The organism is Agrobacterium vitis (assembly GCF_037039395.1).
Lineage (GTDB): Bacteria > Pseudomonadota > Alphaproteobacteria > Rhizobiales > Rhizobiaceae > Allorhizobium > Allorhizobium vitis_E.
Map to the genome: position 1 here is coordinate 86,391 of NZ_CP146245.1, position 24,298 is coordinate 110,688.

Here is a 24,298-nt window from a genome sequence, read left to right on the forward strand (position 1 = left end):
AGGATATTTGGCCAGCGTCCAGAACATAACCCCTTGGCAGCATCAACTGCAAAAGGGGCGTCGAGCGCCCCTTTTGTCTGTTATGTTGATCCGTCGATCTAGTTGCGCCGGCCGGTAAAGACATTCAGGCCTACAAGGCGGTCGATGATCAGAACGACAATTGCCGAGCCAATGACCGACCAGGTGGAGACGGCAGCAATCAGCGGTCTATATTGGTACAAGAGATATTCGTAGATCTTGATGGGCAACGGCTGTAATTCGCGCGGCGTGAGAAACACGGAGATCGAAAAGTCGTTCCATGACGTTATGAACGCAAACAGGAAGCCGGCAATGACTCCGGGTTTGATCAAGGGCAGTGTCACCGAAACGAAAGTCCGCCATGGATTTGCCCCGACGCTGCTGGCTGCATCCTCCAGCGCAGGATCAAGATGCTCGGTAACCGCCGTGATGGTACGAACCGGATACGGCATGGTGATTATCACGTGGCCAATCATGAGGATGAACAGATTCGTCACACCGAACACGTAGATCATCACGGAATAAAGGGACAAGGCGAAGATCACCGAGGGCACCAGCAACGGTCCCATGAACGACAAGGTCAGGATTTTCGCCACCGTCGGCGGGGCTTTTCGCAATTGCAACGCGACGGGAAGGGCAAAGAGCGTCGAGACAGAAGCTGCCACCGATGCGACGACAAAACTGATGAGCGCACCATTAACGAAGCTGCCGTCGGTCAGCGCCGCAGTCATCCAGTGCAAGGTCAACTGTCGCGGTGGGAAAAACATCGCTTCCGCGTTCAAGGCTGCGCCCGCGACCACGATAAGCGGGGCGATAACAAAGACAAATGCACAAAATGCGCCAATTCCCAGTGCCGAAGGAAGCGGTAACCGCAATTTCCTGCCTGGAGCTATTAAGATGGTGCTCATGCTGCTCTCCTCGCCGTTCGGAATGTTCGATTGATGGCGAACAGATAGATTGCGGTAATCAGAATGCTCAGGATTGTCAGGCTAATCCCGATCGCGGCGGCGAAGGGAAAATTGCCCTGCACGGTTGCCTGTTCGTAGGCCATCATCCCCATCATTCTCACTCGACCACCCCCCATCAGGGACGGGATGGCGAATGCTGCAGCGTTTAGCGTGAAAGCAATCAGGGTGCCCGCAACCACTCCCGGCAGCGAGAGCGGAAATGTCACGGCCCAAAAAGTCCTGTACTTGTTCGCACCGACGCTCTCTGCCGCCTCTTTGAGCGCCGGGTCGATCGCGGCGATTACGCCGATAAGGGGCAAAACAACGTAAGGCACGGCAATCTGGATCAAGCCGATCAAGACGCCAAGCTCGGTATACATAATGCGAACCTTTGGCATGCCGATAAAGGTCAGGGCGCTGTCGACAAGTCCGCCGCTCATCAGAAGCACATTCAAGCCGAAAATCCGAATGACAATGTTTACCGAAAGCGAGACGACCACCATGCTGGTAAGAAGACCTCTGCGATGCGGGGGGAGTTCAGCGATATAGTAGGCAAGCACATAGCCGATAAGCAAAGCAAAGACCGTGGAGACAACCGACAGCCTCACGGTCGTCCAAAGCGCTGTTTCCAGATAGAAGGGATCTGTCCAGAACCGCGCATAATGCTCGAGTGTGCCGGTAAATACAGGCGCACTGCCAACCTCATGCGTGGACATGCTTGTTCCGACAAGCCAGCCCATGGGGACAAAAAAGAACAGGATGACGAAGATGAACGGCACGAATAGCGGTGCACGCGCGGCCCAGGCAACTACCCGCCCCCGCAGGCCGCCCTGATCGTCAGTCTGCGGCAATGACGGCATTGGTGACATTGATCCTGACCTTATCTCCGGGGTTCAAAATATCGGCGTTCGATCGCTCCTGAAGGAAGATCGGCGCCTCGGGGTTGTGCGTGAGATGGATACCGTAACGGATCGCCGATCCCTCATAGACCACGTCACTGACGGTGCCTTCGAGCTGGTTTGCAGTCAGATCGGTTCCCTGCCGCTCAAGCACAAGCCACTCGGGTCGAACGATGACGGTAACCTTCTCGCCTGTCGGCTTTGCCGCAGGCGCATGCGCGGTCACGATCGCACCATTGCCAAGCTTGATCTCGGCTTTGCTCTCCTGAGTATTCTGCACCAGTTCGCCGTTCATGAAATTGGCGCTTCCAAGGAAGCCCGCGACGAAACGGTTCGCTGGTCGTTCGTATACGGTCCGTGGGTCTGCTATCTGCTGAATTTTGCCGGATTGCATGACGACGACCTGATCGGACATCGAGAGCGCTTCTTCCTGGTCGTGGGTGACGAATAGCATCGTCACGCCAAGAGACCGTTGCAGCCGCTTCAGTTCAATGCGGAGTTCTTCACGCAGCCGCCTATCCAGATTGGATAACGGCTCATCGAGAATGATGACCTCCGGATCAATGGCAAGGGCGCGCGCCATTGCGACGCGCTGCTGTTGGCCTCCGCTCAATTCGCGCGGATAGCGATCCTTCAACCCGGTCAATTGCACCATGCCAAGCGCCCGATCTACACGACGAACAATTTCTTCTCTGGGTAGTTTGCGGATGCGAAGACCAAACGAAAGTATCTCCGCGACCGTCATATGGGGCCACAGGGCGTAATTCTGGAAAACCACGCCGATGTTGCGTTTGTATGGAGGCAGATGGGTTACTTCTCTGCCTCTGATCGACACGCGACCGCTATCGGGGATGATGAACCCACCGATCATGCGCAGCGTTGTCGTCTTGCCGCAGCCGCTGGGACCAAGAACGGTGATGAACTCACCGTTCTTGACCTGGAGAGAAACGTCATCGAGAACGATGACGTCGCCGTAAGCCTTGCGGCAATGCGAAAGCTCAATGTCAAAATTTTCAGCCATTAGCGTTGAATTTCCCGTTCCCAGCGCTGCTGCCATTGATCATAGACGGACACAATGTACTTCCAGTCCGCACTTTGAAGGTCATTGACGTTGTCCGGCGTGATCATAATCTTAGCCTGAACATCCTGCGGCAGCTTGGCTTCTTTGTTTGTTGGGAAGTAACCAAGCTTCTGCGCCATGATGACACCGGCTTCAGGGCTCAGCAGTACGTTCACCAGCTTCTGGGCGAGATCCGCGTTCGGGCGTCCAGCAACGACACTGAGTGTCGATGAGAGCGCGAAGAAGCCTTCTTTCGGGATAGCACCCTGGATCTTCAGGCCTTCAGTGTCACGCGCCCAAGCAATTCGACCATCGGTCCACATGCTCATGGAAATCTGGTCATTGCGGTACAGCTCAAGATGGTTGGCATGGGAATCGACCCAGACATCGATGTTCTGAGCAATTTTCGCCATTTCAGCGAAGCCGGCATCCGGATTGCGCTCACTGCCGCCGGCCAGCTTTGCGAAGAGGGTGATCAGGTCGATATTTTCGGGGCGGAATCCACGCAGCGCGATCCTGCCCTTATATTCCGGCTTTGCGAGATCGTACCAGGATTCTGGGGCCTTAACTTCGGCGGGATTGTACGCGATGACATATGCTCCGAAATTCGCAGCAACGACCGCATCGGAGTAGATTGCCTTCGGATAGATGTTTTCGAGGTTGGGAACCAGCTTCGGGTCGAGCGGCGCAAACGCCTTCTCAGCCTCCATCCTGAGGGCGAAGACCGGATCGGAAACGATCACATCCACTTCCTTGTTGCGGACTCGTGCGATGTTGCTGGCGCCGGAACCGGCAACGATCGCTACCTTCACCCCGTTTTCCTGCTCGAAGGACTTGACACTCGCGGCCATCGCCTCGTCATAGGCGCCGCCGAAGCCGCTAAGGATAAGCTCTTTCTGTTGCGCGAGAGCTGCCGAGCTCAACGCGCAGGCTGCAACCATCAACATGCCACTGGCGATGGCTCTACCAAAATGCCATTTCATATCAGTTCCCCTTTGGTTGAAGTTCGACCCGCTCTAAGACGAGACAAACCGCTCCGCGCCGGAATCTTTGCCGCGCGCAGACACTCAGTTGAGTTCGGATTTCATGACTGGCCCCTCCTGGGGCGCGTCAACTCGCAAACGAGCGGCTCGCTCGAGGCGTCTGTTGCCGGCGACGGGCGATAATCAGCGTGGTCGGGCAAGTCCTGCATGAGCCCTGAAGCTCAAAAGTCTTTCGAGACCATTCCAGATCGAGTGGATTGTCAAACTCGATACATGCCCGGACGCCCGCGGATCGCCGGCAATTAGTCCGGTCCTCAGCGTCTTGTTCGGAACATCATTGATCATTTCGAATTCGAACCAGAATGCCATTTCCTGTTCTCCTCTTTCCGCATTTTTTGCTGCGGTTTGGTCTATACATATTAACAGATTGGCATGGCCAATCAAGCCAATTTTTATGCAGGCCTAAACGTAAGGCGGCCCCGCTATCGGGGGCCGCACGGTTGAACGCATTTACGCGAGTTCAACCGTCAACATGATGGGCGTTTTGTCGCCAAAGTTGCTTTCTAGGACGGCCTGGCCAACTTTGGCGAGGTCTTCGGCGTATTGCGGCAGGATCTCACCGAGCACCGGCGTTGCGATGTCTTCGGTTACTTCGCCGTATTGCACGATGACCTTGTTGCCGGTGCCCTGCGAATAGCGGATACGGCCGACCGGAGCGTCACACTGACGTTCCTTCACATGAACCGGCGAAGTGCTGACCACGGGAGCCCAGGCGTACATGGATTCACCGCTGACAACAGCGTGGTCCTGAACGACGGTGAACGGCAAAGCCTCGATGAGGTCATTGCAGAGTTCCGGGTTTTCCTTCGTAGCAAGATAGGCAATGACGCTTATGCCGAGTGGCTGCCATGTGAGGCGTACCTTCTGGCCTTCGTTGATCTTAACGCGCCGCGAGAGATCGGCCAGTGCCGCGATAGAACCTTCGGGGGTCTCGTAGGTGAGATGCTTGCCGATGCTCCAGGGGAAATAGTGGAAGGACCAGGCAGCCAGTCGGTTGAGATATCCGAGGAACGCCTTGACCGCCTCAACCGCTTCCTCGCGGCTGGAAGTTGTCGGCAGGTGCTTCGTGATCGCTTCGGCGAAGGCGCCCATTTCCTGTAGGCCGCTATAACGCAGGTAGTTGCTGTATGCGTAATCAAAGCGATGAGCCAGTGCGCAGCACTGCTCGAGGGTGAAGCGCTCGTCCTGGAACGTGAGCAGGAGGGGGTACCATGTGTACATCGACTGGTCGCGAAGCATGCCGTTCACGAAGTCCAGGTTGGTGAAGTACTGGTTGTTTGTGCCGACCGCGAAGGTCCCGGTGCGGATATCGTGAAGTTCCTTCGGCTCGGTGCTTTCATAAGCACGGGTCGCCTCCTTCACCGCCTTAACGACGTCACTCAAGCTATTATACGACATTTCGCAGATCCCTATCGTTGATCGTGCGGCTACGAGGCCGCACGGGGGATAAGCATATCCAATAATGCCGTTTTGTATAGACCATTTATCCATTCTGGTTTGGACGATGAGGCTATTCGCTTCCCGAAATAGGAACGTACGGCGAACATAAGTGCCATGAAGCCCCGCCGGACGCTCTAGGTCGATGTCCTCTCGGTTACTGCTTGGGGAGAAATATTTTCCATAAACGGTCAAAAATGAGGGATGAGTAGACAAATATAGCATTTTGTATAGCATAAATCTGCGCGAACGACTATTTTCATCATCATTTCGGCTTGAGATCGGCGATTAAACAAGTATGGTCTATACCTATTCAGGTTATGGCTTTCGGTTTGACCTGAAAAAATTCCAAAAGGGGAAGCGAAATGGGAAGATTGGTTGATATCGCGTGGCCAGAGCTCGACATCGTCGTGGTGGCCGAGCTCGCAGACGAGGAAAATCCCGAACTCTGCGAGGAGTTTTGGCAGGACCTGCCATTCAAGGTCATGCAGGCGCATCCGGTCGTGTCGGGAGAGTCACTTTATGCGTGGACGCCAACGATCAGCACGGCACCAGTTCGGCTGCGCCGACGCATTGTCGATTGCGCAATCGGTGACCTGAGATACTCCCAAGCCACCGGCAACAAGTTTTCGATCCAGTACGGCAAGGGACTTGAGCCGCTCGCTCAGCCCGTCCTCGGAAAGGTCCTGGAGGAATATCATCATCTGCTGCCAGTCGTCGGCAAGGCGATCTGGAACAACCTGTTTTTCGCAAAGGAAAAGATCTTCGTGGAGGTGAGGCCGCACGACGTGTCACAGGCGTTCAAAGGCGAAGGCAGGTTTGCAAATCTGAAGGGCGCTGCTGCGGTATTTTATGCGGAAGCCAAAAGGATCCAGACGGACGAACCGGAGGACTTGCGTCGCATACGGACGGGTGAGATTGGTGACACTGGAACGTATGGTCAGTATTTCACCGCGTGGGACTTCGCCAACGGCATGCTCCGCGACTACATCATGTACACTGCGTATCCACTTCTGAAGCTGATCGACACACTCTCGCATGAGGATTTTGTGGCGGTGGTCGAGGCGTTTGATCCTGCCTATTCGGAATATCTTGGCTACTCCGGACTGAACACGCTGCTCGACTTCTCCAACAAGCTGCGTGCCGCCATCCGTGAGACTGACGACAAGGAAGAGCTCCGCACGCTGCTGCGAACCTTCATTATGTATGGCAATCGGCTATGCGCCTGGTCATATCATTACTTCCCCTGGTACCTTGGGATGTTTTATGGGCGCGCAGTGAACGGTCAGGAATTTCCCGGTCGATTCAACCAGATTAAGCCAAACTAATCAATCTCATAGAATATATCCATTCCTCCGGGCGGCCCATTTCGACGTGGTCGCCCGCTCCATTTTTTGGGATGGAGCTTTACACAGAGGCAGATTTGGTATGGTATATACAAATATGGGGCCACAACGCGAATATGTCTGCCCCTCCCTCATCCTAAAGGTTTGAATATGCCCAACACGCTCGTCCCAGGAAAAGTAACGCTCGAAACATTGGCAGCCGTCTACGAGAACGCATTGATCCCAAAGCTGGATGCGGACTCCCTGAAAAGGGTACAGGCATCCGCCGACAGGGTGGCCGAGATTGCGGGAGGAGATGAGGCGCATTACGGGATCAATACCGGCTTCGGAAAGCTGGCGAGCGTGCGCATTCCCGCCGACGACGTCGAAACCTTGCAACGGAATCTGATCCTTTCTCATTGCTGCGGTGTCGGCGCTCCACTCGCCGACGGCATCGTACGCCTCATCATGACGTTGAAGCTGATTTCGCTAGGACGGGGCGCTTCGGGCGTCAGGCCGCAAGTCATTCACGTGCTCGCCGCCATGCTCGAGAAGAATGTCCTTCCGATCATTCCCGAAAAGGGATCTGTGGGCGCATCGGGCGACCTCGCGCCACTCGCTCACATGACGGCGGCTGTGATCGGTGAGGGCGACGCCAAGTTCGATGGCGAAGTCATGTCGGCAAAGCAAGCATTGGCCAAAGCTGGTATCACCCCGATTACGCTGAAGGCCAAGGAAGGCCTGGCGATGATCAACGGTACTCAAACCTCAACCGCCCTCGCACTTGTTGGCCTCTTTCGGGCTCACAGGGCACTGGTATCGTCGCTGGTATCCGGTGCGCTCTCAACCGACGCCGCGATGGGATCGACCGCGCCTTTCCACCCGGAGATCCACACTCTTCGCGGCCATCAGGGTCAGATCGACGCTGCACAGGCGCTGCGCTCGCTCATGGATGGCTCCGAAATCCGCGCAAGTCATGAAGAAGGCGATGAGCGGGTTCAGGACCCGTACTGCCTGCGATGCCAGCCACAGGTGGCAGGAGCCTGCCTGGACCTCCTGCGTCAGGCTGCCAACACTTTGATGATCGAGGCGAACGCTGCCACCGACAATCCCCTCGTGCTCTCCGATGGAACGATCGTCTCTGGCGGCAACTTCCACGCCGAGCCCGTAGCCTTTGCCGCAGATCAGATTGCCATCGCCATCTGCGAGATCGGTGCAATCGCACAGCGACGTATCGCCCTGCTGGTGGATCCGGTTCTTAGCTACGGTCTCCCCGCATTTCTGACACCCAGACCAGGTCTGAACTCCGGCTTCATGATCGCCGAGGTGACCTCTGCTGCTCTCATGTCGGAAAACAAGCAGATGTCGCATCCTGCTTCGGTTGACTCAACGCCGACTTCTGCAAACCAGGAGGACCACGTGTCCATGGCTTGCCATGGTGCCAGGCGTCTCCTTCAGATGACCGAAAACCTGTTCTCTATCGTGGGGATCGAAGCTATCAGCGCCGCTCAGGGCATTGATCTCAGGGCTCCTCTTTCCTCGAGCCCGGCGCTTGATACGGTCCGCAAGGGAATCCGCGCCGTAATACCCAAGCTCGAAGATGACCGCTACATGGCTGACGATCTCAAGCGCGCAACCGAACTTGTCGCGAGCGGTCGCTTGATTGCTCCATTGACCGAAGGGCTGCTGCCGGTTCTCTGATCGCCGGTGACAATACCCGGGTGGCGGCTTTGTAAGTCTAGCCGCCACAAATTTTCATATTTCGGTCGAAAACCCTCTTTCCATGGGCCTCAGCAATCGCGAGGTGGCCTTCGTTTGGTGTACGGTTAATCAACCATATGTTATAGACCATTGATACGGTTTTTACGGATGGTGAAAGAGGTACGGTCGTGAGCAATTCCAATACTTCCAAGGCAGCGTCGCTTGCCCATGGATGATCTTGCAACAGAAAAGCATGCCTCGTCGCGATACTCGGAGATCCAGCGCGACATCGAGAACAAGATTGCCACGGGTGAGTGGGGACCGGGTGCCCGGATCCCTCCGGAACGGGAGTTGGTCGACATCTATAACTGCTCTCGTATGACGGTGAATAAGGCTCTATCGAGCCTGGCTGCTTCGGGAATGATTACCCGGAAACGTCGATCCGGGTCCTTCGTAGCTCCGCCGCGGATCGAAGAGCCGTTGATGCACATTCAGGACATCCGGGCCGAGGTCATGGCGATTGACCGGACCTACACGTTCGAGATCACGGATCGGAGCATCCGAAAAGCGACCGACCCTCTTGATGCGCGTCATGTCGGCGTTCCTGTGGGGACTCGTCTTTTGACCCTTGAGGTCATGCACTACGCTGACAATCTCCCGTTCACCATGGAAACCCGCCAAATCAATCTCGACGCGGTTCCGCAGGTGGAGAGGCTTCAGTTCAAAGACGAACCGCCCGGTAGCTGGCTCCTTCACAACGTTCCGTTCACAGACGGAGAACACTCGATACGAGCGGTGTCGGCCGACGCCATACTTGCTCGCCGACTGCAAGTGGTTGAACGTACAGCTTGCATCTCCATCGCTCGCCGGACCTGGCAGGATGGAGTGCTGATTACCTTCGTCCGTCTTATTTATCCTGGAGACCGCCACCGCTTCGTGGTGCGCTTCAAGCCGTCAGCGCAACCGGCCGTTTCCTAAAGCGCATCGTCGGCCGATCGGCAATATTTCGTTTGGTGTGGGTTAGCGAAGCTGCCGAGGTTTTCCGGCGGCTTCGCCGCGCCTACCACGCGACTAAAAGCGTTCCCCAAAAGGGGGCAGACCCCAGAATCTCTTACGCACCACGAAACAGGCGGCGATTCAGCCTAAGTGTTTCGAAGAAACTATTCGCTCAATTCAATGAAACCCCACTATAAACGCGCAGCCATTCCGACGTAACATCATCTTCATCAAAGCCGATTGCAACAAACTAATTCGCCCGAGCGCTTCGCCCGGGGACGGTCGTTTGTTGCCGTTGCAAAGGTCAAGATAGGAAGTGTTTGATGGCTCTCGTCCGCATAGGAGTGGATATCGGCGGAACGTTCACCGACTTTGTCGGTTGGCGTTCTGACAGCTCCCAGGGAATTACTCGTCTGAAGGTACCCTCTACGCCTCCGCACTTTGCGGAAGGGTTCAAGGACGGGTTTGAGCCGCTTCTCGACCAGCTGCGAATTTCGGATGATGACGAAGTCGTTGTCATGCACGGTACGACGGTTAGCACAAATACGGTGATCGAACGATCCGCAGAACCCATCGCGCTTTTCGTGACGGAGGGTTTCCGCGACATCCTTGAGCTCCAGCGCCTACGTCTCAAGAATCCCGTAGATTTATTCTCCTCCCGCGCAATTCCGCTTGTAGCTCGGGACCTCGTTTTCGAGATCCCGGAACGTCTCAATGCCGATGGCGAGGTGCTCACACCGATCGACGCCGAAGCAGTTCGCCGGGCAGTGGCTGGCGTTAAGGCCACCGGTGTCAAAGCAATCGCCGTCGTTTTTCTTCACAGCTTTCGAAATCCTAAGCACGAGCGCGAGATCCGTGGCTTGATCAATGAGATCGACCCGGAAATGGACGTCTGTATTTCGAGTGAAATCTGGCCGCGCATCGGGGAATACGAGCGTGCTGTCAATGCAACTTTAAACGCCTATGTCAAACCCCGCGTCCAGGCATATCTGCAGGAGATTGAGCGCTACGTCACTAACAGGCTTTCATCTGTCCGGCTGTTTGTGACGCGTTCCAATGGTGGTGCGCTTGGGCTTGCGGACGCGGCGAAGTTTCCGGTTCACACGCTGTTGTCGGGGCCGGCGTCCGGGGTGACCGCCGCACAGACTGTCTCTTCGCTCAGCAAGCATGAATACTTGCTCACCTTTGATATGGGCGGCACGAGCACAGATGTGTCGCTGGTCCGTCAGGGCAACCCGACGGTCACCTCGCAGGGAGCAGTAGGCGACTTTCCCATTACCTTGCCCGTAACCGAGATTGAAGCGATTGGCGCCGGCGGCGGCTCCCTGGTCCATCTCGAGGGACCCGCGATGCGGATCGGCCCTGAAAGCGCTGGCGCCTATCCTGGCCCGGCAGCCTTCGGGAGGGGTGGCGTCCGCCCAACAGTGACCGACGCTTATCTTCTGTGCGGCTATCTCAATGCCGGCAATTTCCTTGGCGGCGCCATGCCGCTGGATGTGATCCGCGCTGCGACAGCATATGACAGTATTGCCGGCCGGCTCAGCGTGACGACTGCGGAAGCTGCCGATGCCTGCCTTTCCGTGACAACCTCGACGATGGTCAGCAGGATTCTGCCCTATCTCGCTGCGCACGGACTCGACCCGCAGAACGTGACGCTTGTGACATTCGGCGGAAACGGAGCTCTGCATGGACCACTGCTTGCGGACGAGGTTGGAATAAATTCGGTCATCGTGCCTGCCGCGCCTTCGGTTTTCTGCGCCTGTGGCGGCGTGGTCACGACCCTCACCCACGATGTCGTCAACGTCATTCAAGGCACGACGATAACGCATGAATCGCTCTCTGACGCATTCAGGCACCTCGCATCGGAGACGGTCGACTGGCTCAAGCAGCAGGTGGAACTCGATCGCCTGACGTCGATCGATCACGAATTTTGGGCGGAACTACGATATAAAGGGCAGTCATTCCAGGTTCCGGTCGTCGTCCCGACCAAAGCCGATGGCAGCTTCCCGGATCTGGCAACGATTTCCGATCGCTTCCATGACGAGCACAACAGGCTTTATGCCCATTGCGACCGAAATGCTGCCGTCGAATTTGTAGAGTTGCGCGTTCGCATCCGCGGAAGCCTGCCCTCTCCCTCGCAGGTGAATATCGAGGGGAGCTCCAGGAGGGGCGAGGTCTCCGCCATCGCGAGGCGAGACCTCCGTATCGCCGGGCGGCTTTATCCAAATACTCCGATCTATGCCCGCAGTGACCTCGAAAGAGGAAGCAGGGTCGAGGGGCCATGCATCATCGAAGAGGATGACTCAACGATCCTTGTCCCGCCTGCCTACACGGCCGAAGCAATCAGCTCCGGTGCTATTTCTCTGGATCGAAGGGGCTAAAACATGGATCCCGTTCAAACCGCCATCATGGCAAATCGCTTCAACGCAATTGTCGAAGAAGCGTCGTCGACGCTGCAGCGCACGGCGCACACGACCTTCGTGAAGCTCGTCCAGGACTTTCAATGCGCGCTCGCCAATGCGGATGGAGAAGCATTTGCCTACCCGATCAATACCGGCGTCAGCGCGTTCATAGGTCTGTCGGTGAAGGGCGGGCTTGGGGATATTCCACTCTCTTCGCTCAAGCCCGGTGATTGCATTATCACAAATGATCCGTTCTCCAGTGACGGCATGGTTACTCACATGATGGATGTGTCGCTTGTCCGACCGATCTTCCGGGACGGCCAATTGATCGCATTGGCATGGGCGTTCGTACATGCGTCCGATATTGGCGGTGCTGTGCCGGGGAGCATTGCTCCGACCCTGACCGAGGTCTTTCAGGAGGGGCTGCGACTTCGCCCGGTCCTACTCTATCGGGAAGGTGTCCTCAATGAATCTGTGAAGAACATCCTCCTGGACAATAGTCGCATCTCCAGCGAACTCTGGGGTGATATCCAGGCGATGCTCTCGGCATTGAAAAGCATGGATGTCCGGCTGGGCCAGTTGTGCGACCGCTATTCGACCGACGAGGTCCTGAAGGGAATGGACGCGACCCTCGCGCTCTCGGAGACCCGTGCCCGCGAAGTGATCTCTGCCATCCCGGATGGGACTTACGAATTCGCTGATTACATCGAAGGCATGCGATCGGATGAATTCATCAATATCCATGCTCAGATGACCGTTGATGGGAGCAACCTGCTCTTCGATTTCACGGGTACGGATCCGCAGGTTCTGGCAGCCTTCAATTATGTGACAGGTACCACAACCCATCCTTACACATTGCAATCACTAATCTACTACATCCTGACGAAGGCCCCGGACGCACCTAGAAACCGTGGCCTCCTTCGGCCCGTCAAGATTGTCGCGCCTCGTGGCACCATCATTAATGCTAACTTCCCCGCAGCCGGCGGATCGCGTGTCACGGCGTCGACGCGCGTCTACGATGTTGTTCTCGGTTGCCTCAATGCGGCAATTCCCGGTGGTTTGACGGCCGCAGGGCCGGGCATGTCCGGCATCATCGTCGTGACTGGCCGCGACCGCTTGCATGGCGGCAAGCGCGTCAGCGTTATCAATCCGATTTGTGGCGGCGGCGGCGGGCGGCTGGGGCAGGACGGCATCGACGGCATCGACAACCGATCCGGTTCGCTCTTGACCGTGCCGGCCGAGACCATCGAAGTCGAAACGATTATGCGTGTGCGGCGCTACGGTCTCTTGCCGGACAGCCAGGCGCCTGGCCGCTGGCGTAGTGGAGCAGCCGTCGTTCTTGACCTTGAGAACACCGATGTCGAGGCGGTCATGACCGTTCGAGGAATGGACCGCCTCAAAATCGCGCCGTGGGGCATGGAGGGCGGGCAAGCTGGATCGCTCGCGCGAGTGATCATGAATCCTGATACCGACGATGCGCGTGATATCGGCAAGATCGACGTTCTGCACTTTAAGCGCGGTGATATCGTCCGCCTAATCACTCCCGCTGGCGGCGGATTTGGCCCTGCTTCGCAAAGGGATCCCAAGTTGGTCGCCAGTGACGTGAAGCGCGGTCTGGTTTCGATCGAATGGGCCAAAACAGCTTATGGGGTTGTCGTTCGCGACGATTTCTCGGTCGACGAACTCGCTACAAATGCAGCTCGGCTTGCCTCATCCTCGCCTGATGGGCGTTTCTCGTTTTGCGAAACACGGCGCCACTTCGACGCGATCTGGCCAGTCGACGTTCGTGCGGCACTGGCGGTCGGAAGCTTTGCATACGACGCCTCGGTAAGGCCAATCCTGGTGCGGAATACTGTCTCGCGCTTCCTCGATAAGAATGAGAAGGCGACGATAGAGACCATCCCCGAAGCGCTAGCCGACGAAAACAGGCGAATGCAAATGTAGACAGCGTTGAGCGCAGCCCAGCGCGGCTGCGCCTGCTTGATGGAGGCGACCATGACATAGAAGGGAAGAATAGAACTACAGAAAACTACAAATGAAAGCTGACCGACGTTCGAAAATGGGAAAGTTTCGAACAAGTCGATTTAGAGCTCACCAAAAGAAAAGGGGAATACCATGAATATCCATTCAGCTGCATTGTTGCTAACCCTATCGCTCATCGTCGGGGCGAACATAACGACATCGGCCTGGGCTGAAGAGGCAGGAGAAGGCAAGGCTTACGAGGTCAAGGTTCCAACTGAGCTCGCGAAGAGCGTTGAACCGTCGGAAAAGCTCGCCAAGGCCGGGAAGATCGTCCTGTGCACGGAATTGGGAAATCCGCCCGGTGCGTTCCTGGCTGAGGATGGCGCGACCCCAAAAGGCTTCAACGTCGATGTCATGTCCGCAATCGGTCCTGTGATGGGGATCAAAAGTGAAGTGGTGAACTATCCGTTCGCCAGTATCTTCGCAGCGCTCGAAACGGGAAAGTGCGACGCGGTAATGGCAAACAGCGCCAAAACTCCCGCCCGCATCGAAAAGTATAACTTCGTCGAGTACATGACGATGCGGCTCGGACTGATGGTGCCAAAGGGCAACCCGCTCGCCCTCAAAACCTTCGGAGACCTCTCCGGTCGTCGCGCCGCGGTCCTCGTCTCCAGCACGACAGAACGCCTTTTGAAGGCCGCGAGTGAGAAGGCTGTCGCTGAGGGCAAGAAGCCGATCGAGATCCAGTCCTATCCCCAGTACACGACAGGAGCCCGTCAACTTGAACTCGGTCGTGTCGATGCCTTCATCGGCGATGCGATGTCGATCGGGTATTTTGTCAGCATCGCAGGGGACAAGTTCGAAGTCGGCGGCATGCCTATCGATCCGCTGACCATCGGTATAGTGATGCGAAAGGACGACCCTCAAATGCGTGACGCAGTACAAAAGGCCTATGCCGCGCTCTATAAGAACGGCTTCATCGAGAAGTCAGCGGAGGCTTGGGGCATGAAAGGTCTGGTGGACTTCTGCGGTGCCGAAGCGCCCTGCCCGTGACGGTAAAGGGTTCTTTAAAACGATCGTAGTTCACGGCGTGACTCGGGGCCCGCGCGTTTATTCTGAAGCGCAGGCTCCGAAGCGCTGAAATGCGGGACCACCCAACGAGCCCGCCACAATAACGGGAACGCTATCGAAATGCAGTTCGATGTGTCATTTTTCCTCAGTTTTGTCTTCAATCCGCGACCGGCGTTGCTACTCGGATTGCTGACCACTATTTCCACAACGGCTGTGTCGATGGCATTCGGCATGTTTTTGGGGCTGCCACTTTCGCTGTGCGGCTTGTCCCGATTTCGACCTCTCCGCTGGTTCAATGCCACTTACATCTTCGTTTTTCGCGGTACGCCTCTTCTGGTGCAGGTCATCCTAATCTACTTTGGCCTTCCCTATCTCATCAACTTGGATCTTTTTCCCCAGACTGTGCAGGTATTTGGCCTCTTCTCAGTCAAAGGAGCGATTGTCGCCGGTGTCGTCGCGTTCGTCTTACATGAAGCCGCTTATATCAGCGAAATCGCGCGAGCATCAATTGCGGCGGTTGACGACGGGCAGCGGGATGCCGGCAAGGCGGTTGGAATGCCACCAGCCCTGCTGATGAAGCGCATCATTCTGCCTCAAGCAGTCCGAACTATGCTTCCGCCGTTGGGCAATCAGGTCAACGGAATGTTCAAAGCAACTTCTCTTTTGTACCTGATCGCGGTTCCCGAGATGATGTTCATTGCGGATGCCGTCAATTCAGTGACTTACAAGACGTTTGAGGTTTACCTCGGCGTCTCCGTCTATTACCTCGCGCTCACGACGGCTTGGGGCTTTGTTCAAAGAGACCTGGAGAGGCGTTATTCGAAGGGGTTTATGTCGATATGAAGTACACATCCCCATCACCTGAAAGAACACTCGCCGTTGCCGACACGTTTACTGTGGGAGGGCACAAGTGAATTTCGACTCACAGTATTTCCTTGAGCTCATTCTGACCCCTCCGCGCTCGTTGCTCTATGCGGTTTGGATTACCGTCTCGGTGACTTTCGTGTCAATGATCGTTGGGATTGTCGTCGGTCTGGCGTTAGCGCTGCTTGGGATCAGCCGAAACAGAACCCTTAGAGGGTTCAACGGGGTCTACGTGTGGTTTTTCCGTGGAACGCCGGTGCTTGTACAGATGTTCTTAATCTACTACGGGCTGCCTGCCTTGGCAGGCTTTGATCTTTTCCCATCGACATTGAACACGCCGCTCTTTTCGATTAGCGGGGCCATATTGGCGGGTATTGCAGCATTTAGCCTGCACGAGGCCGCCTATATGAGTGAGATAACCCGTGCGGGGATAAGTTCAATTGATCGAGGACAAAGCGAGGCAGCCCAGGCACTGGGAATGTCCCCAGCACTTGCCATGCGCCGGATAATTCTTCCCCAAGCAATCCGCATTATCGTTCCCCCTCTGGGCAACCAATGCAATATAATGTTCAAGACCACCGCTTTCTTGAGCATCATCGCAGTGCCGGAATTGGTGCACTTCGCAGACAGTCTGCGCGCAGTCACCTTCAAGACGTTTGAACCCTATGCCGTGATCTCGATCTATTATCTGCTTCTTACTGGTCTCTGGACATTGTTCCAGCAATGGGTCGAACGGAAGCTCTCTTGGAGTCCCCGCACAGCGGCGCAGACGACCGATATTAGATCCGCAACATTATTCGAAATGGAAAACTGATATGGCCGAACGAAAACTTAGTGCCGCTCCACCAGCCGTAGAGCTCCGCAACGTCAGCAAATCGTTTGGCAATTTGATGGTATTTGAACACGTTTCGCTGACTGTAAACCCAAAAGAAACGGTTGTTGTTATCGGACCTTCGGGATCGGGGAAGACGACGCTCATCAGATGCATAAATCATCTCGAAGCCATCCAGAGCGGAGAAATCTTCTTGAATGGTGCCCTAGTGAGCTCCAAATTGGTCGGCGGCAAGAAGATGGAGTTGAGCGAGAAAGAGAAGGCTTCCATCCGTCGTAATGTGGGAATGGTCTTTCAGCGGTTCAATCTTTTCCCCCATCTCACAGCACTTCAAAATATCATCGAAGCACCCGTACACGTGCTGAAGCAGACAAAGCGTGAAGCGACCGAACACGCTCTTGCTCTGCTCGATCGTGTTGGATTGGCAGACAAGCGTGATCAGTATCCGGCTCAGCTGTCGGGTGGGCAGCAGCAACGCGTGGCGATTGCCCGTGTCCTCGCCATGAAGCCAGAGATCGTCCTATTCGATGAGCCAACCAGTGCGCTCGATCCGGAGATGGTTGGTGAGGTGCTTGCCGTCATGAAAGAACTCGCAGAGAAGGGCATGACCATGATCGTTGTGACGCACGAGATGGGTTTCGCGCGCGAAGTTGCGGACCGTGTCGTTGTCATGGACAAGGGCTCAATCATTGAAAAAGGGCCGCCGGATCAGATTTTCTCTCACCCTAAGAGCGCGCGCACAGCTTCTTTCCTGGAGCGTATTACCTGAACTCGCTGGAAGTGGTGAACGCCGTTGTGGTCACGCCGTCATTGTCACAAGGCAGAAGACCGCGGAACAACATCCAAGGCTCCCGGCGACCACGCAAAATTTGCCGACGCACGAACCAAATGCAATGGAGCGAACCGCATGGCCATTTCCGCAACTGCCCAGCTAGCAGGGTTTATCTCGAACACACGGAAGTTGCCACCACCGGTTTCCGAAAAAGCGATGCTCCACATCGCCGACACTCTGGCATGCATTTTCGCTGGCTCGGCTTCACAAGCCGCAGCGCTGCTGATGAGGATTTGCGCTCGACCAGACGAAACCGCAAAGATAATCGTTCCTGGTCTGGGTCGCTGGAATGACCCGGCAATCGCGGCGATGCTCATCGGCGTGTGCGCGCATGCCGACGATTTCGATGACACCAGCGAGCACACAATGAACGGACACCCAAGTGCGCCCATTGTCAGCGCACTCATACCGACGGCGTATATGGTGGGAGCAACTGGCGCAGACGTTGTTCGCGCATATGCAGTCGGCATCGAGGTGGCATGCAAGCTCGGAAGTGCTATTGGGGCTGGGCACACACGCCGCGGTTGGCACACGATATCGACGCTCGGGACCCTCGGCGCAACCGCAGCGACGGCCAACCTCCGGGGGCTGGACTTCGCCCAAACGGAGCGAGCGCTCGCGATAGCCTGCTCGTTTGCGGGGGGCATTTTAGGCAATACGGGAACGATGACGAAGAGCCTTCATTGTGGTCGTGCCGCGCAGGCCGGCTATATGGCTTCGGCGCTCGCCAGCGAGGGTTTCACGAGCGGTGCCGACATTCTCGAAACCGAAGCCGGTTTTCTGGACACGTTTACCGACCGATCACTCTCCGAAATCGATGTGACCGAACTTGGTAAAGTCTGGGATTTAGTTGCGCCTGGCCTCGCAGTGAAGCTTTATCCCTGCTGCAGTTGCACTCATCGGGCGATCGACGGGGCGATTGATCTCCGACAACTACATGCTCCCGATCCAAAAACCATTGAACAAATAACGTGTACGGTGCGGGAGGAGTGTACGCACTATCTGCGCTTTCCGAACCCGAAAACCGGCATCGAGGCAAAGTTCAGTATGAACTACACCGTGGCCGTGGCACTAAGCCACGGCAAAGTGACACTCGGAGATTTCGAGACTACTGCGATCTCTCGCGACGAGGTCGCGATGCTTGTACCTAAAGTGCGTATGGTAGTTCCTTCCGACGAGAAAGAGTCTGGAGGGGTGGAAGTGGTTCTTAAAGATGGGAGGCGCTTTACCACACACCGGAAAATTCCCCGCGGAGCCCCGGAAGATCCGCCAACCTGGGACGATGTCATCGGAAAGCTCCGGGACGGCTTGGCGCGCGCCAGGAAAGCTAGGCCAGTGCATCCTGAAGCGCTTTTTGCGGGACTGCAAGAAATGGGTAAACGGTCCCAATTTGTCGATCTCTTGCGGCCATGATTTTTCAACAACTCTTGCTGGAAGTGCCGTTTCGACAATAGGGTTTTGGCTAAGTGAATCCGCACCTTCCGTAGTAGCGCTCCAGCGGGCGGGCATCGTCAGGCGTTTCAGAATTAGCGAGGGGACGTACATTAACAGTCAATGCGTCCAGAGCGTGAGGAGCTAGGCCAGGATGACCACGCCAAAAATAGACCTCTCACATCTGGCAGCTTTTGTCATCGCCTGCGATAGTGTCAGCATGTCGCAAGCGGCAGATGCGATTGGACTCACAACCTCTGCCTTCAGCGCGCGACTGCACGGGCTCGAAACGCGGCTTGGGTTGAAACTCTTCGCTCGCCACGGTCGGAACATGTGGCCGCTACCCTCAGCTGTTTGGCTGTATAATCGTAGTGTTCGCCTTTTGCTGGCGGAGGAATTTCTGCGACAGCGCGTTCGCTCGGGCGCCGAAGAAACTATTCGAAGCGTTATCATCCGTCTGGACGAAGCATACACAGGAACATATATGGCGCGTGCGGTCCAAGACGCGATCCGTCGCGTGCATTCCATCCAGCAGGATTGCTTCTTGGATCTTATTCTATCGCGTCAATCGTCATTCGAATCAAACGCCGATCAGCAGCCAATGATTTCGAACTCCACGTCAATACTGGAGTTGTCAGTCCGCTGTGCCAAAGGAAGCAACGGTTCAAACGAACCTTCCGTAATGTCTGTGGACACATGGATGGCAGTAGGCGAAGGGGCAGTCGATCCGCAGATCGATAAGGACGCGCTCAGAGACATGATTGTTCTCGAACTTCCGGGAACATTGAGCGACGACATTGCGCGACACCCTAATTGGCCCCGGTTGTCACATAAAGTGACGACAGCTGCTGTTAGCCTTCAAGACTACTTCGGCATGGCGCTCCTCTTATCCAGTCACGACCTTCTATTACCGCGTCCGCTTATACCTGCTCGCGTTGCAGCTATTGCACCACGAATGTACACCGTGCCTGATGGCCCACCATGCGCCATCCATGCGCGAGAGTCGGGAATGGACCCCGTTATGCAAACATTCCTGGCAGAGTTGCAGCGGGCTCTTTCAACAGCCGATTTGTCCAGCGGCGGCTCCCAACCCTTCAGTCCAGCGGCGACACTGAAACAGATATCAACGTTCAACCTCGTCGTGAAAACTGGCAGTATGGCTGCCGCTGCTCGCGCTGTTGGCCTGACAGCTCCGATGGTCCCAACGCAGATCGCGCTCCTTGAAACGGCCCTGGAAACTCCGTTGATTGTCAAAGGTCGCGGGGGGTCTGCCGCAACGGGTTCCGGCCTGAAGCTTCATCCTATCTGCCTTGGGATTGAGCAAAGCTTCAATGACGCTCTAGCTAAGAGCAGCAAGGTCGCCGCGGAGTTCCGACAGTCTATCCGCATTGGCCTACCACCGAGCTGGAGTAGCGACTCGCGCACGTCTGAATGCATGGCCGAGGCTTTGAGCGTGTTTCACCGTGAGTTTCCAGATTGCCGGATTGAAGTCGTTGAAGGTCCGCGTGACGCTCTACATGGAGGAGTACGAAACGGGCAACTCAATATAGCTGTTGTAGGGAGAGTTGATCTTCAAGTCGGGAGTCTCCCCATCGGTGCCAGCGAAGACATTTCGTTGATCGTGAACAAGAAAGTGGGGTTTTGTCCCCAGGCCAAACGCGTGTCTGCCGACGAGCTGCGAGGAATTCCGCTCATCCTAGCGCCGGCACAAGTGACGATGCATCAAACTTTGATCACGGCACTTGCCAAGGCGACGGTGCAACTCGAACCGGTTATGCGACTTGGCTCGATCCCGTTGATTGTTTCGGTCATACGGCGCTCGCCATTTGGGACTATATTACCCGCCTCTGTCGTGCGTAAGGAACTCGAGGAAGACTTGGTTGTAGCCTTTCCGCTCGATCATATCGTCCCTAGAAGACGTCTTTGGGCGATTTTTTCCACTGACAATCCACTCAGCGAAACCGAACGTCGGCTGGTTGCGCATATTAAAGATGCATTTGCCAGTACACTCTGAATGCAGCGCGCCAAGAAGGCTAGACTGGCGCAGATCCATCCGCCGCGGAAACATAATATGCTGACAGGCCGGCACGTCGAGCTTTAGTCACGGACACAGGAGAGTTCTCGAGAACAGTGCGTGTCTCATCGATACGTCCCCGGGAAAACAATGTCCTGATCGACCAGGACGTTGAACTTGTAGCCGGGCCGGATCTCGAGTGTCGGCTGCACGTCCATGTTTCTCTGGATGGTTCGATCTGCGACGCGGCCGAAGGTTTCTGCGAAGTTGCGCCGCGCCGCATCCGAGGCGGTGCCCTGGGTCGCCAGCGTCGAACTCTGCGGCACCGCCATATCGATCCCCGTGCCGATCAACGCTATCAGCGCGGCTGAACCGAAGGTCTTGAGGTAGTGGTTGTTCACCTTGTCCTTGAAGCCGCCATAACCTTCAGCGTCCGTCCCAGCCATGCCACCGATCTGGAGGGTCGAGCCGTTCGGAAAGATAATATCGGTCCAGACGACGAGCACACGGCTTTGACCGAACGAGACCTTGCTGTCATAGCGGCCAAACAGCTTCGTCCCCTGCGGCATTAAAAGCCGATGTCCTGTTGCTGAGTCAAAGACGTGCTGGCTGACCTGGGCGGTGATCCGGCCGGGAAGGTCGGAATTGATCCCTGTGATCAATGTCGCGGGGATAACAGAGCCACGCTTGAGTTCGTAGAGCGACTGTTGGGGGACAACACGGTTGGGAAGGTAGCCGAGTTCCTTGAGGTCTGCATTGAAGAAATCCTCCTTGGATTTCTGGCCGTTCGGATCACCGTTCTGTCCACCGAGACCCGCGCGAAGAGCTGCGGCGTAGAGGTCGGATGCGCCAGGTGTCGTTGCCGTGGAAACCCCGTTCGTCGTCGCGGCGGTGTCATTTGTATTTGCTCCCTGCCTGTCGAACTTGCCGCGGTCGACAGCGATCGGTGAGTCATAGGCGGCATCATTGGCCTGCAGCCGGGCCATTCTCTGGCGCTGCCGCTCACGAAGATATTGCTCTTCCTGCTCGCGCTGCAAACGGGCGCGCCAGGCTTGTTCAGATTCCAGTTGCTGTTCCGGCCGTGCCTCTTCCCTTTGACCGTGCTGCGGGGTGAACGGATTGACGGAGCGCTTCTCTTCCTGCGTCTCGACCGGCGTCGGCTGCAGCGTCGTCACCTGCTGCGGCTCGCCGATGATGCCGTCCGAAACGCCGCGCTTGATCTGATCGGCGAAGGTTGACGCCGGATTGCCGGAGCTTGTGTCCGGTCCGGCGTCGCGGAAATAAAGCCCGCGCGACGTCAGACCGAAGAAGATGACGGCGAGGAAGGCGACGACCAGCACGACCACGACGATGATCGGCAGACGGTTGATCCGGCGCATACCGGAGCCCGTCTCCTCGTTCTTGGCGCCGCCGAGCTTGAGCGATTGAACCATGACCGCCCTCCCCTAACCGCGCTTCATGACCGAGAGCGCGCTCGCCGGCTGCGCCCCCGTTGTTGTGACGGTAAAGGCGCGGCCGAGCTCGACACTATTGGTCGACAGCCGCGCGAGCACCTGGCCCTCAAAGGGAATGACGACATAGGCAAGCGGCACGGTGCGCGCGGCACCATCCGTCTTCTGGTCGGTCACTACCGCATAACCCCAACCTCTCAGAGCCGCTTCCAGTGCTTGCCCGAAGGGCGAGCTGTCCTGCTTCAGCGAGACAGTCGCGGTTCGGGGGCCGATCTGCTCGGCGAGCCTGCTCACCATGTCGCCGGCGATGGCGCTCGCGGCCGGGTTGGAGATCTCAGTCGGCGCGTTGCTGGAGGTCAATGCATCCGTTCCGAGCGACTGGCATCCGGAAAGGAGGAGGGCTAGGGCGCAGGTTGCCGCTAGGCTGCGGAGGGGGCGCAAAGGGCGTGGGCGGGAGGGCAAGCTTCGCATCACCGCCCTCCCCGCCGGATCGTCACCTTTTCCTGTTTCCAGCCGACGCCGGAAACAAGAACCGCGCGATCGACGTGATAGTCGACCACCATCATGTCGCCCTTCATCCGGTAGTTGACGATGCGGTTCTGCCCACCGGAGACGACAAACAGCACCGGCGCATCCCGGCCGGAGATCGAGCGCGGGAACTGGACGTAAGTCTTTTCCCCATCGCTATAGACGCGCGTCGGTCGCCAGCCGGCATTGCCGGAGACGGAATAGGAGAAATTCAACTGCTCGGCCGGAACGCCGGCGCCCGGAATGGTGCTCGCCTCCATTCGCGCGTTGATGTCGGCGAGCTTGGTGGAAACGTCTTCCGGATATTCGAAGCCGACGCGGGCCATGTATTGGTTTGCATGCGACTTGAGCTGGATATGATAGGTGCGGCGCGAGGTCGTCACGACCATCGAGGTGACGAGGTTCGACTCCGATGGCTTGACGATCAGGTGGATCGCCTGCCCGCCCGCAGCACCTGACGTCGCCGGCTCCACTTTCCATCTCACGGTGTCTCCGACCAGCACGTCGCGAACCACCTCGCCGCCCTGGAGCTCGATATCGCAGACCTGCAAGGGCGAGCAAACCACGGAGGGCTGCACCTCGCCGTAGAGAAAGATCACCTTTCCGTCCGGTCCTTTCGTGACAAGTCCGCGTGATCCGCGCCACTGGGTGGAAATCCCCATCCCCTTCGCTTCATTGGCGGTGACGCCATCGGCTGCGAGCGCGCGGGAGGAAACGGAAGCCGAAAACGGCACGATTGCCGCAACGATCGCGGCGGCAGTCAGCCTGGCCGAAAAACGTCTCAGTCGAATGTTCATGTTCGGGGCCATGCCTTTCAAAGCTGCGCGGTCCAGTCGAGATCCCGGAGATAGAGTCCGATTGGGTTAAGCCGGATGACGCCCTCGTCCTGCGGTGGCGTCAGTGTGACGGTAGCAATCCCGCGGAACCGGCGCGTGGCTGTCTCCTTGCCGCGGCGGTCTCGCTCGGATTCGGTCCAGTCGATCTGGTAGCTCTGGTTCGACAGCGCGACGATGTTGTTGACCTCGACGGCAACCGTTGCGTTCTTTGCTTTCTCGAATGGAGAGGAGGAGCGAAACCAGGCGTTGACCTTTTCTGTCGCAGGATCCGAGGTCCGAAGCAGTGCATAGGTGCGGTCGATATATTGTTTCTGCACGACCGCATCCGGCGACACCGACCGGAAGTTCGAAACGAAACTGCCAAGCGTGGCGCGCACCACGCGCGGATCGGCATATTCGATCTGCTGCGGGAAACCGGCGCTTGACGCCGTGCCGAGCTTGTCGACCTCCACGATATAGGGCACCAGCTTGACCTGCGTGCTCTGGTAAAGAGCGTAGCTGAAGCCGACCACCGCCATGGTCATCCCGGTGACGCCGACCAGACGCCAGGCCGCGGCCGCCTTGACATAGGAGCCGTAGCGCTCGTTCCATTCCGTTCTCGCAGCGATATAGGGATTGTCGGGCGGGGTGCGTCCGGCCATGTGCGGTC

Annotated in this window: 21 protein-coding genes; 11 read left to right on the forward strand and 10 right to left on the reverse strand. The window is 56.8% G+C overall.

What is annotated here, in order from left to right; genetic code table 11:
* Positions 1–98 precede the first annotated feature (98 nt).
* The 6 genes from V6582_RS27080 to V6582_RS27105 all read right to left on the reverse strand — a co-directional run bounded on the left by V6582_RS27080 (position 99) and on the right by V6582_RS27105 (position 5,365).
* Complete coding sequence (locus V6582_RS27080) at positions 99–926, reverse strand: ABC transporter permease (RefSeq protein ID WP_070149711.1); 828 nt, start codon at positions 924–926, stop codon at positions 99–101.
* Positions 923–1,825: an ABC transporter permease gene (locus V6582_RS27085; RefSeq protein ID WP_070149710.1), complete on the reverse strand. Its 903-nt coding sequence runs from the start codon at positions 1,823–1,825 to the stop codon at positions 923–925. The genes V6582_RS27080 and V6582_RS27085 overlap by 4 nt, the downstream gene beginning before the upstream one ends.
* The gene (locus V6582_RS27090; protein ID WP_070149709.1) at positions 1,803–2,885 is read right to left on the reverse strand and encodes an ABC transporter ATP-binding protein; all 1,083 of its coding nucleotides are present in this window, start codon (positions 2,883–2,885) and stop codon (positions 1,803–1,805) included. Before V6582_RS27090 ends, V6582_RS27085 begins: the two co-directional genes overlap by 23 nt.
* A complete protein-coding gene (locus V6582_RS27095) occupies positions 2,885–3,907 on the reverse strand; it encodes an ABC transporter substrate-binding protein (RefSeq protein ID WP_070149708.1) in 1,023 nt (340 codons plus the stop codon). The genes V6582_RS27090 and V6582_RS27095 overlap by 1 nt, the downstream gene beginning before the upstream one ends.
* A gap of 183 nt (positions 3,908–4,090) precedes the next feature.
* The gene (locus V6582_RS27100; protein ID WP_070149707.1) at positions 4,091–4,276 is read right to left on the reverse strand and encodes a hypothetical protein; all 186 of its coding nucleotides are present in this window, start codon (positions 4,274–4,276) and stop codon (positions 4,091–4,093) included.
* Positions 4,277–4,417: 141 nt separating this feature from the next.
* A complete protein-coding gene (locus tag V6582_RS27105; protein WP_349509010.1) occupies positions 4,418–5,365 on the reverse strand; it encodes a hypothetical protein in 948 nt (315 codons plus the stop codon).
* A 404-nt stretch (positions 5,366–5,769) separates the two neighbouring features.
* Between V6582_RS27105 and V6582_RS27110 the strand changes: the two genes are divergently transcribed.
* The 11 genes from V6582_RS27110 to V6582_RS27160 all read left to right on the forward strand — a co-directional run bounded on the left by V6582_RS27110 (position 5,770) and on the right by V6582_RS27160 (position 20,834).
* The gene (locus V6582_RS27110) at positions 5,770–6,732 is read left to right on the forward strand and encodes a DUF3830 family protein (RefSeq protein WP_070149706.1); all 963 of its coding nucleotides are present in this window, start codon (positions 5,770–5,772) and stop codon (positions 6,730–6,732) included.
* Positions 6,733–6,900: 168 nt separating this feature from the next.
* Complete coding sequence (hutH, locus tag V6582_RS27115) at positions 6,901–8,430, forward strand: histidine ammonia-lyase (protein ID WP_070149705.1); 1,530 nt, start codon at positions 6,901–6,903, stop codon at positions 8,428–8,430.
* Positions 8,431–8,658: 228 nt separating this feature from the next.
* Positions 8,659–9,408: a histidine utilization repressor gene (gene hutC / locus V6582_RS27120; RefSeq protein WP_070149704.1), complete on the forward strand. Its 750-nt coding sequence runs from the start codon at positions 8,659–8,661 to the stop codon at positions 9,406–9,408.
* Positions 9,409–9,749: 341 nt separating this feature from the next.
* On the forward strand, positions 9,750–11,807 hold the full coding sequence (locus V6582_RS27125) for a hydantoinase/oxoprolinase family protein (protein ID WP_070149703.1): 2,058 nt from the start codon (positions 9,750–9,752) through the stop codon (positions 11,805–11,807).
* Positions 11,808–11,810: 3 nt separating this feature from the next.
* Positions 11,811–13,772 carry a hydantoinase B/oxoprolinase family protein gene (locus V6582_RS27130; protein WP_070149702.1) on the forward strand — a complete coding sequence of 654 codons (1,962 nt, stop codon included), beginning with the start codon at positions 11,811–11,813 and terminating at the stop codon, positions 13,770–13,772.
* Positions 13,773–13,943: 171 nt separating this feature from the next.
* Positions 13,944–14,843: an ABC transporter substrate-binding protein gene (locus V6582_RS27135; RefSeq protein WP_070149701.1), complete on the forward strand. Its 900-nt coding sequence runs from the start codon at positions 13,944–13,946 to the stop codon at positions 14,841–14,843.
* 138 nt (positions 14,844–14,981) lie between these two features.
* On the forward strand, positions 14,982–15,704 hold the full coding sequence (locus V6582_RS27140) for an amino acid ABC transporter permease (protein ID WP_070149700.1): 723 nt from the start codon (positions 14,982–14,984) through the stop codon (positions 15,702–15,704).
* A 67-nt stretch (positions 15,705–15,771) separates the two neighbouring features.
* Positions 15,772–16,539 carry an amino acid ABC transporter permease gene (locus tag V6582_RS27145; RefSeq protein ID WP_070149699.1) on the forward strand — a complete coding sequence of 256 codons (768 nt, stop codon included), beginning with the start codon at positions 15,772–15,774 and terminating at the stop codon, positions 16,537–16,539.
* A 1-nt stretch (position 16,540) separates the two neighbouring features.
* Complete coding sequence (locus V6582_RS27150; protein WP_070149698.1) at positions 16,541–17,326, forward strand: amino acid ABC transporter ATP-binding protein; 786 nt, start codon at positions 16,541–16,543, stop codon at positions 17,324–17,326.
* Positions 17,327–17,464: 138 nt separating this feature from the next.
* Positions 17,465–18,802 carry an MmgE/PrpD family protein gene (locus tag V6582_RS27155; RefSeq protein ID WP_156543684.1) on the forward strand — a complete coding sequence of 446 codons (1,338 nt, stop codon included), beginning with the start codon at positions 17,465–17,467 and terminating at the stop codon, positions 18,800–18,802.
* Positions 18,803–18,974: 172 nt separating this feature from the next.
* The gene (locus V6582_RS27160) at positions 18,975–20,834 is read left to right on the forward strand and encodes a LysR family transcriptional regulator (RefSeq protein WP_070149687.1); all 1,860 of its coding nucleotides are present in this window, start codon (positions 18,975–18,977) and stop codon (positions 20,832–20,834) included.
* Positions 20,835–20,959: 125 nt separating this feature from the next.
* Here V6582_RS27160 and trbI read toward each other — a convergent pair whose 3' ends face one another.
* Genes trbI through V6582_RS27180 form a run of 4 tightly spaced genes read right to left on the reverse strand, consistent with a single transcriptional unit; the run spans position 20,960 to position 24,290 of the window.
* Positions 20,960–22,267 (reverse strand): IncP-type conjugal transfer protein TrbI, encoded by a 1,308-nt coding sequence (gene trbI / locus V6582_RS27165; RefSeq protein WP_070149686.1) that lies wholly within the window; start codon positions 22,265–22,267, stop codon positions 20,960–20,962.
* Positions 22,268–22,279: 12 nt separating this feature from the next.
* Entirely contained in the window at positions 22,280–22,756 is a 477-nt protein-coding gene (trbH, locus tag V6582_RS27170; protein WP_070149685.1) for a conjugal transfer protein TrbH, read from the reverse strand.
* Positions 22,756–23,610 (reverse strand): P-type conjugative transfer protein TrbG, encoded by an 855-nt coding sequence (trbG, locus tag V6582_RS27175; protein WP_070149691.1) that lies wholly within the window; start codon positions 23,608–23,610, stop codon positions 22,756–22,758. Before trbG ends, trbH begins: the two co-directional genes overlap by 1 nt.
* A 17-nt stretch (positions 23,611–23,627) precedes the next feature.
* Positions 23,628–24,290, reverse strand: a complete 663-nt coding sequence (locus V6582_RS27180; RefSeq protein ID WP_070149684.1) for a conjugal transfer protein TrbF — start codon at positions 24,288–24,290, stop codon at positions 23,628–23,630.
* Positions 24,291–24,298 lie beyond the last annotated feature (8 nt).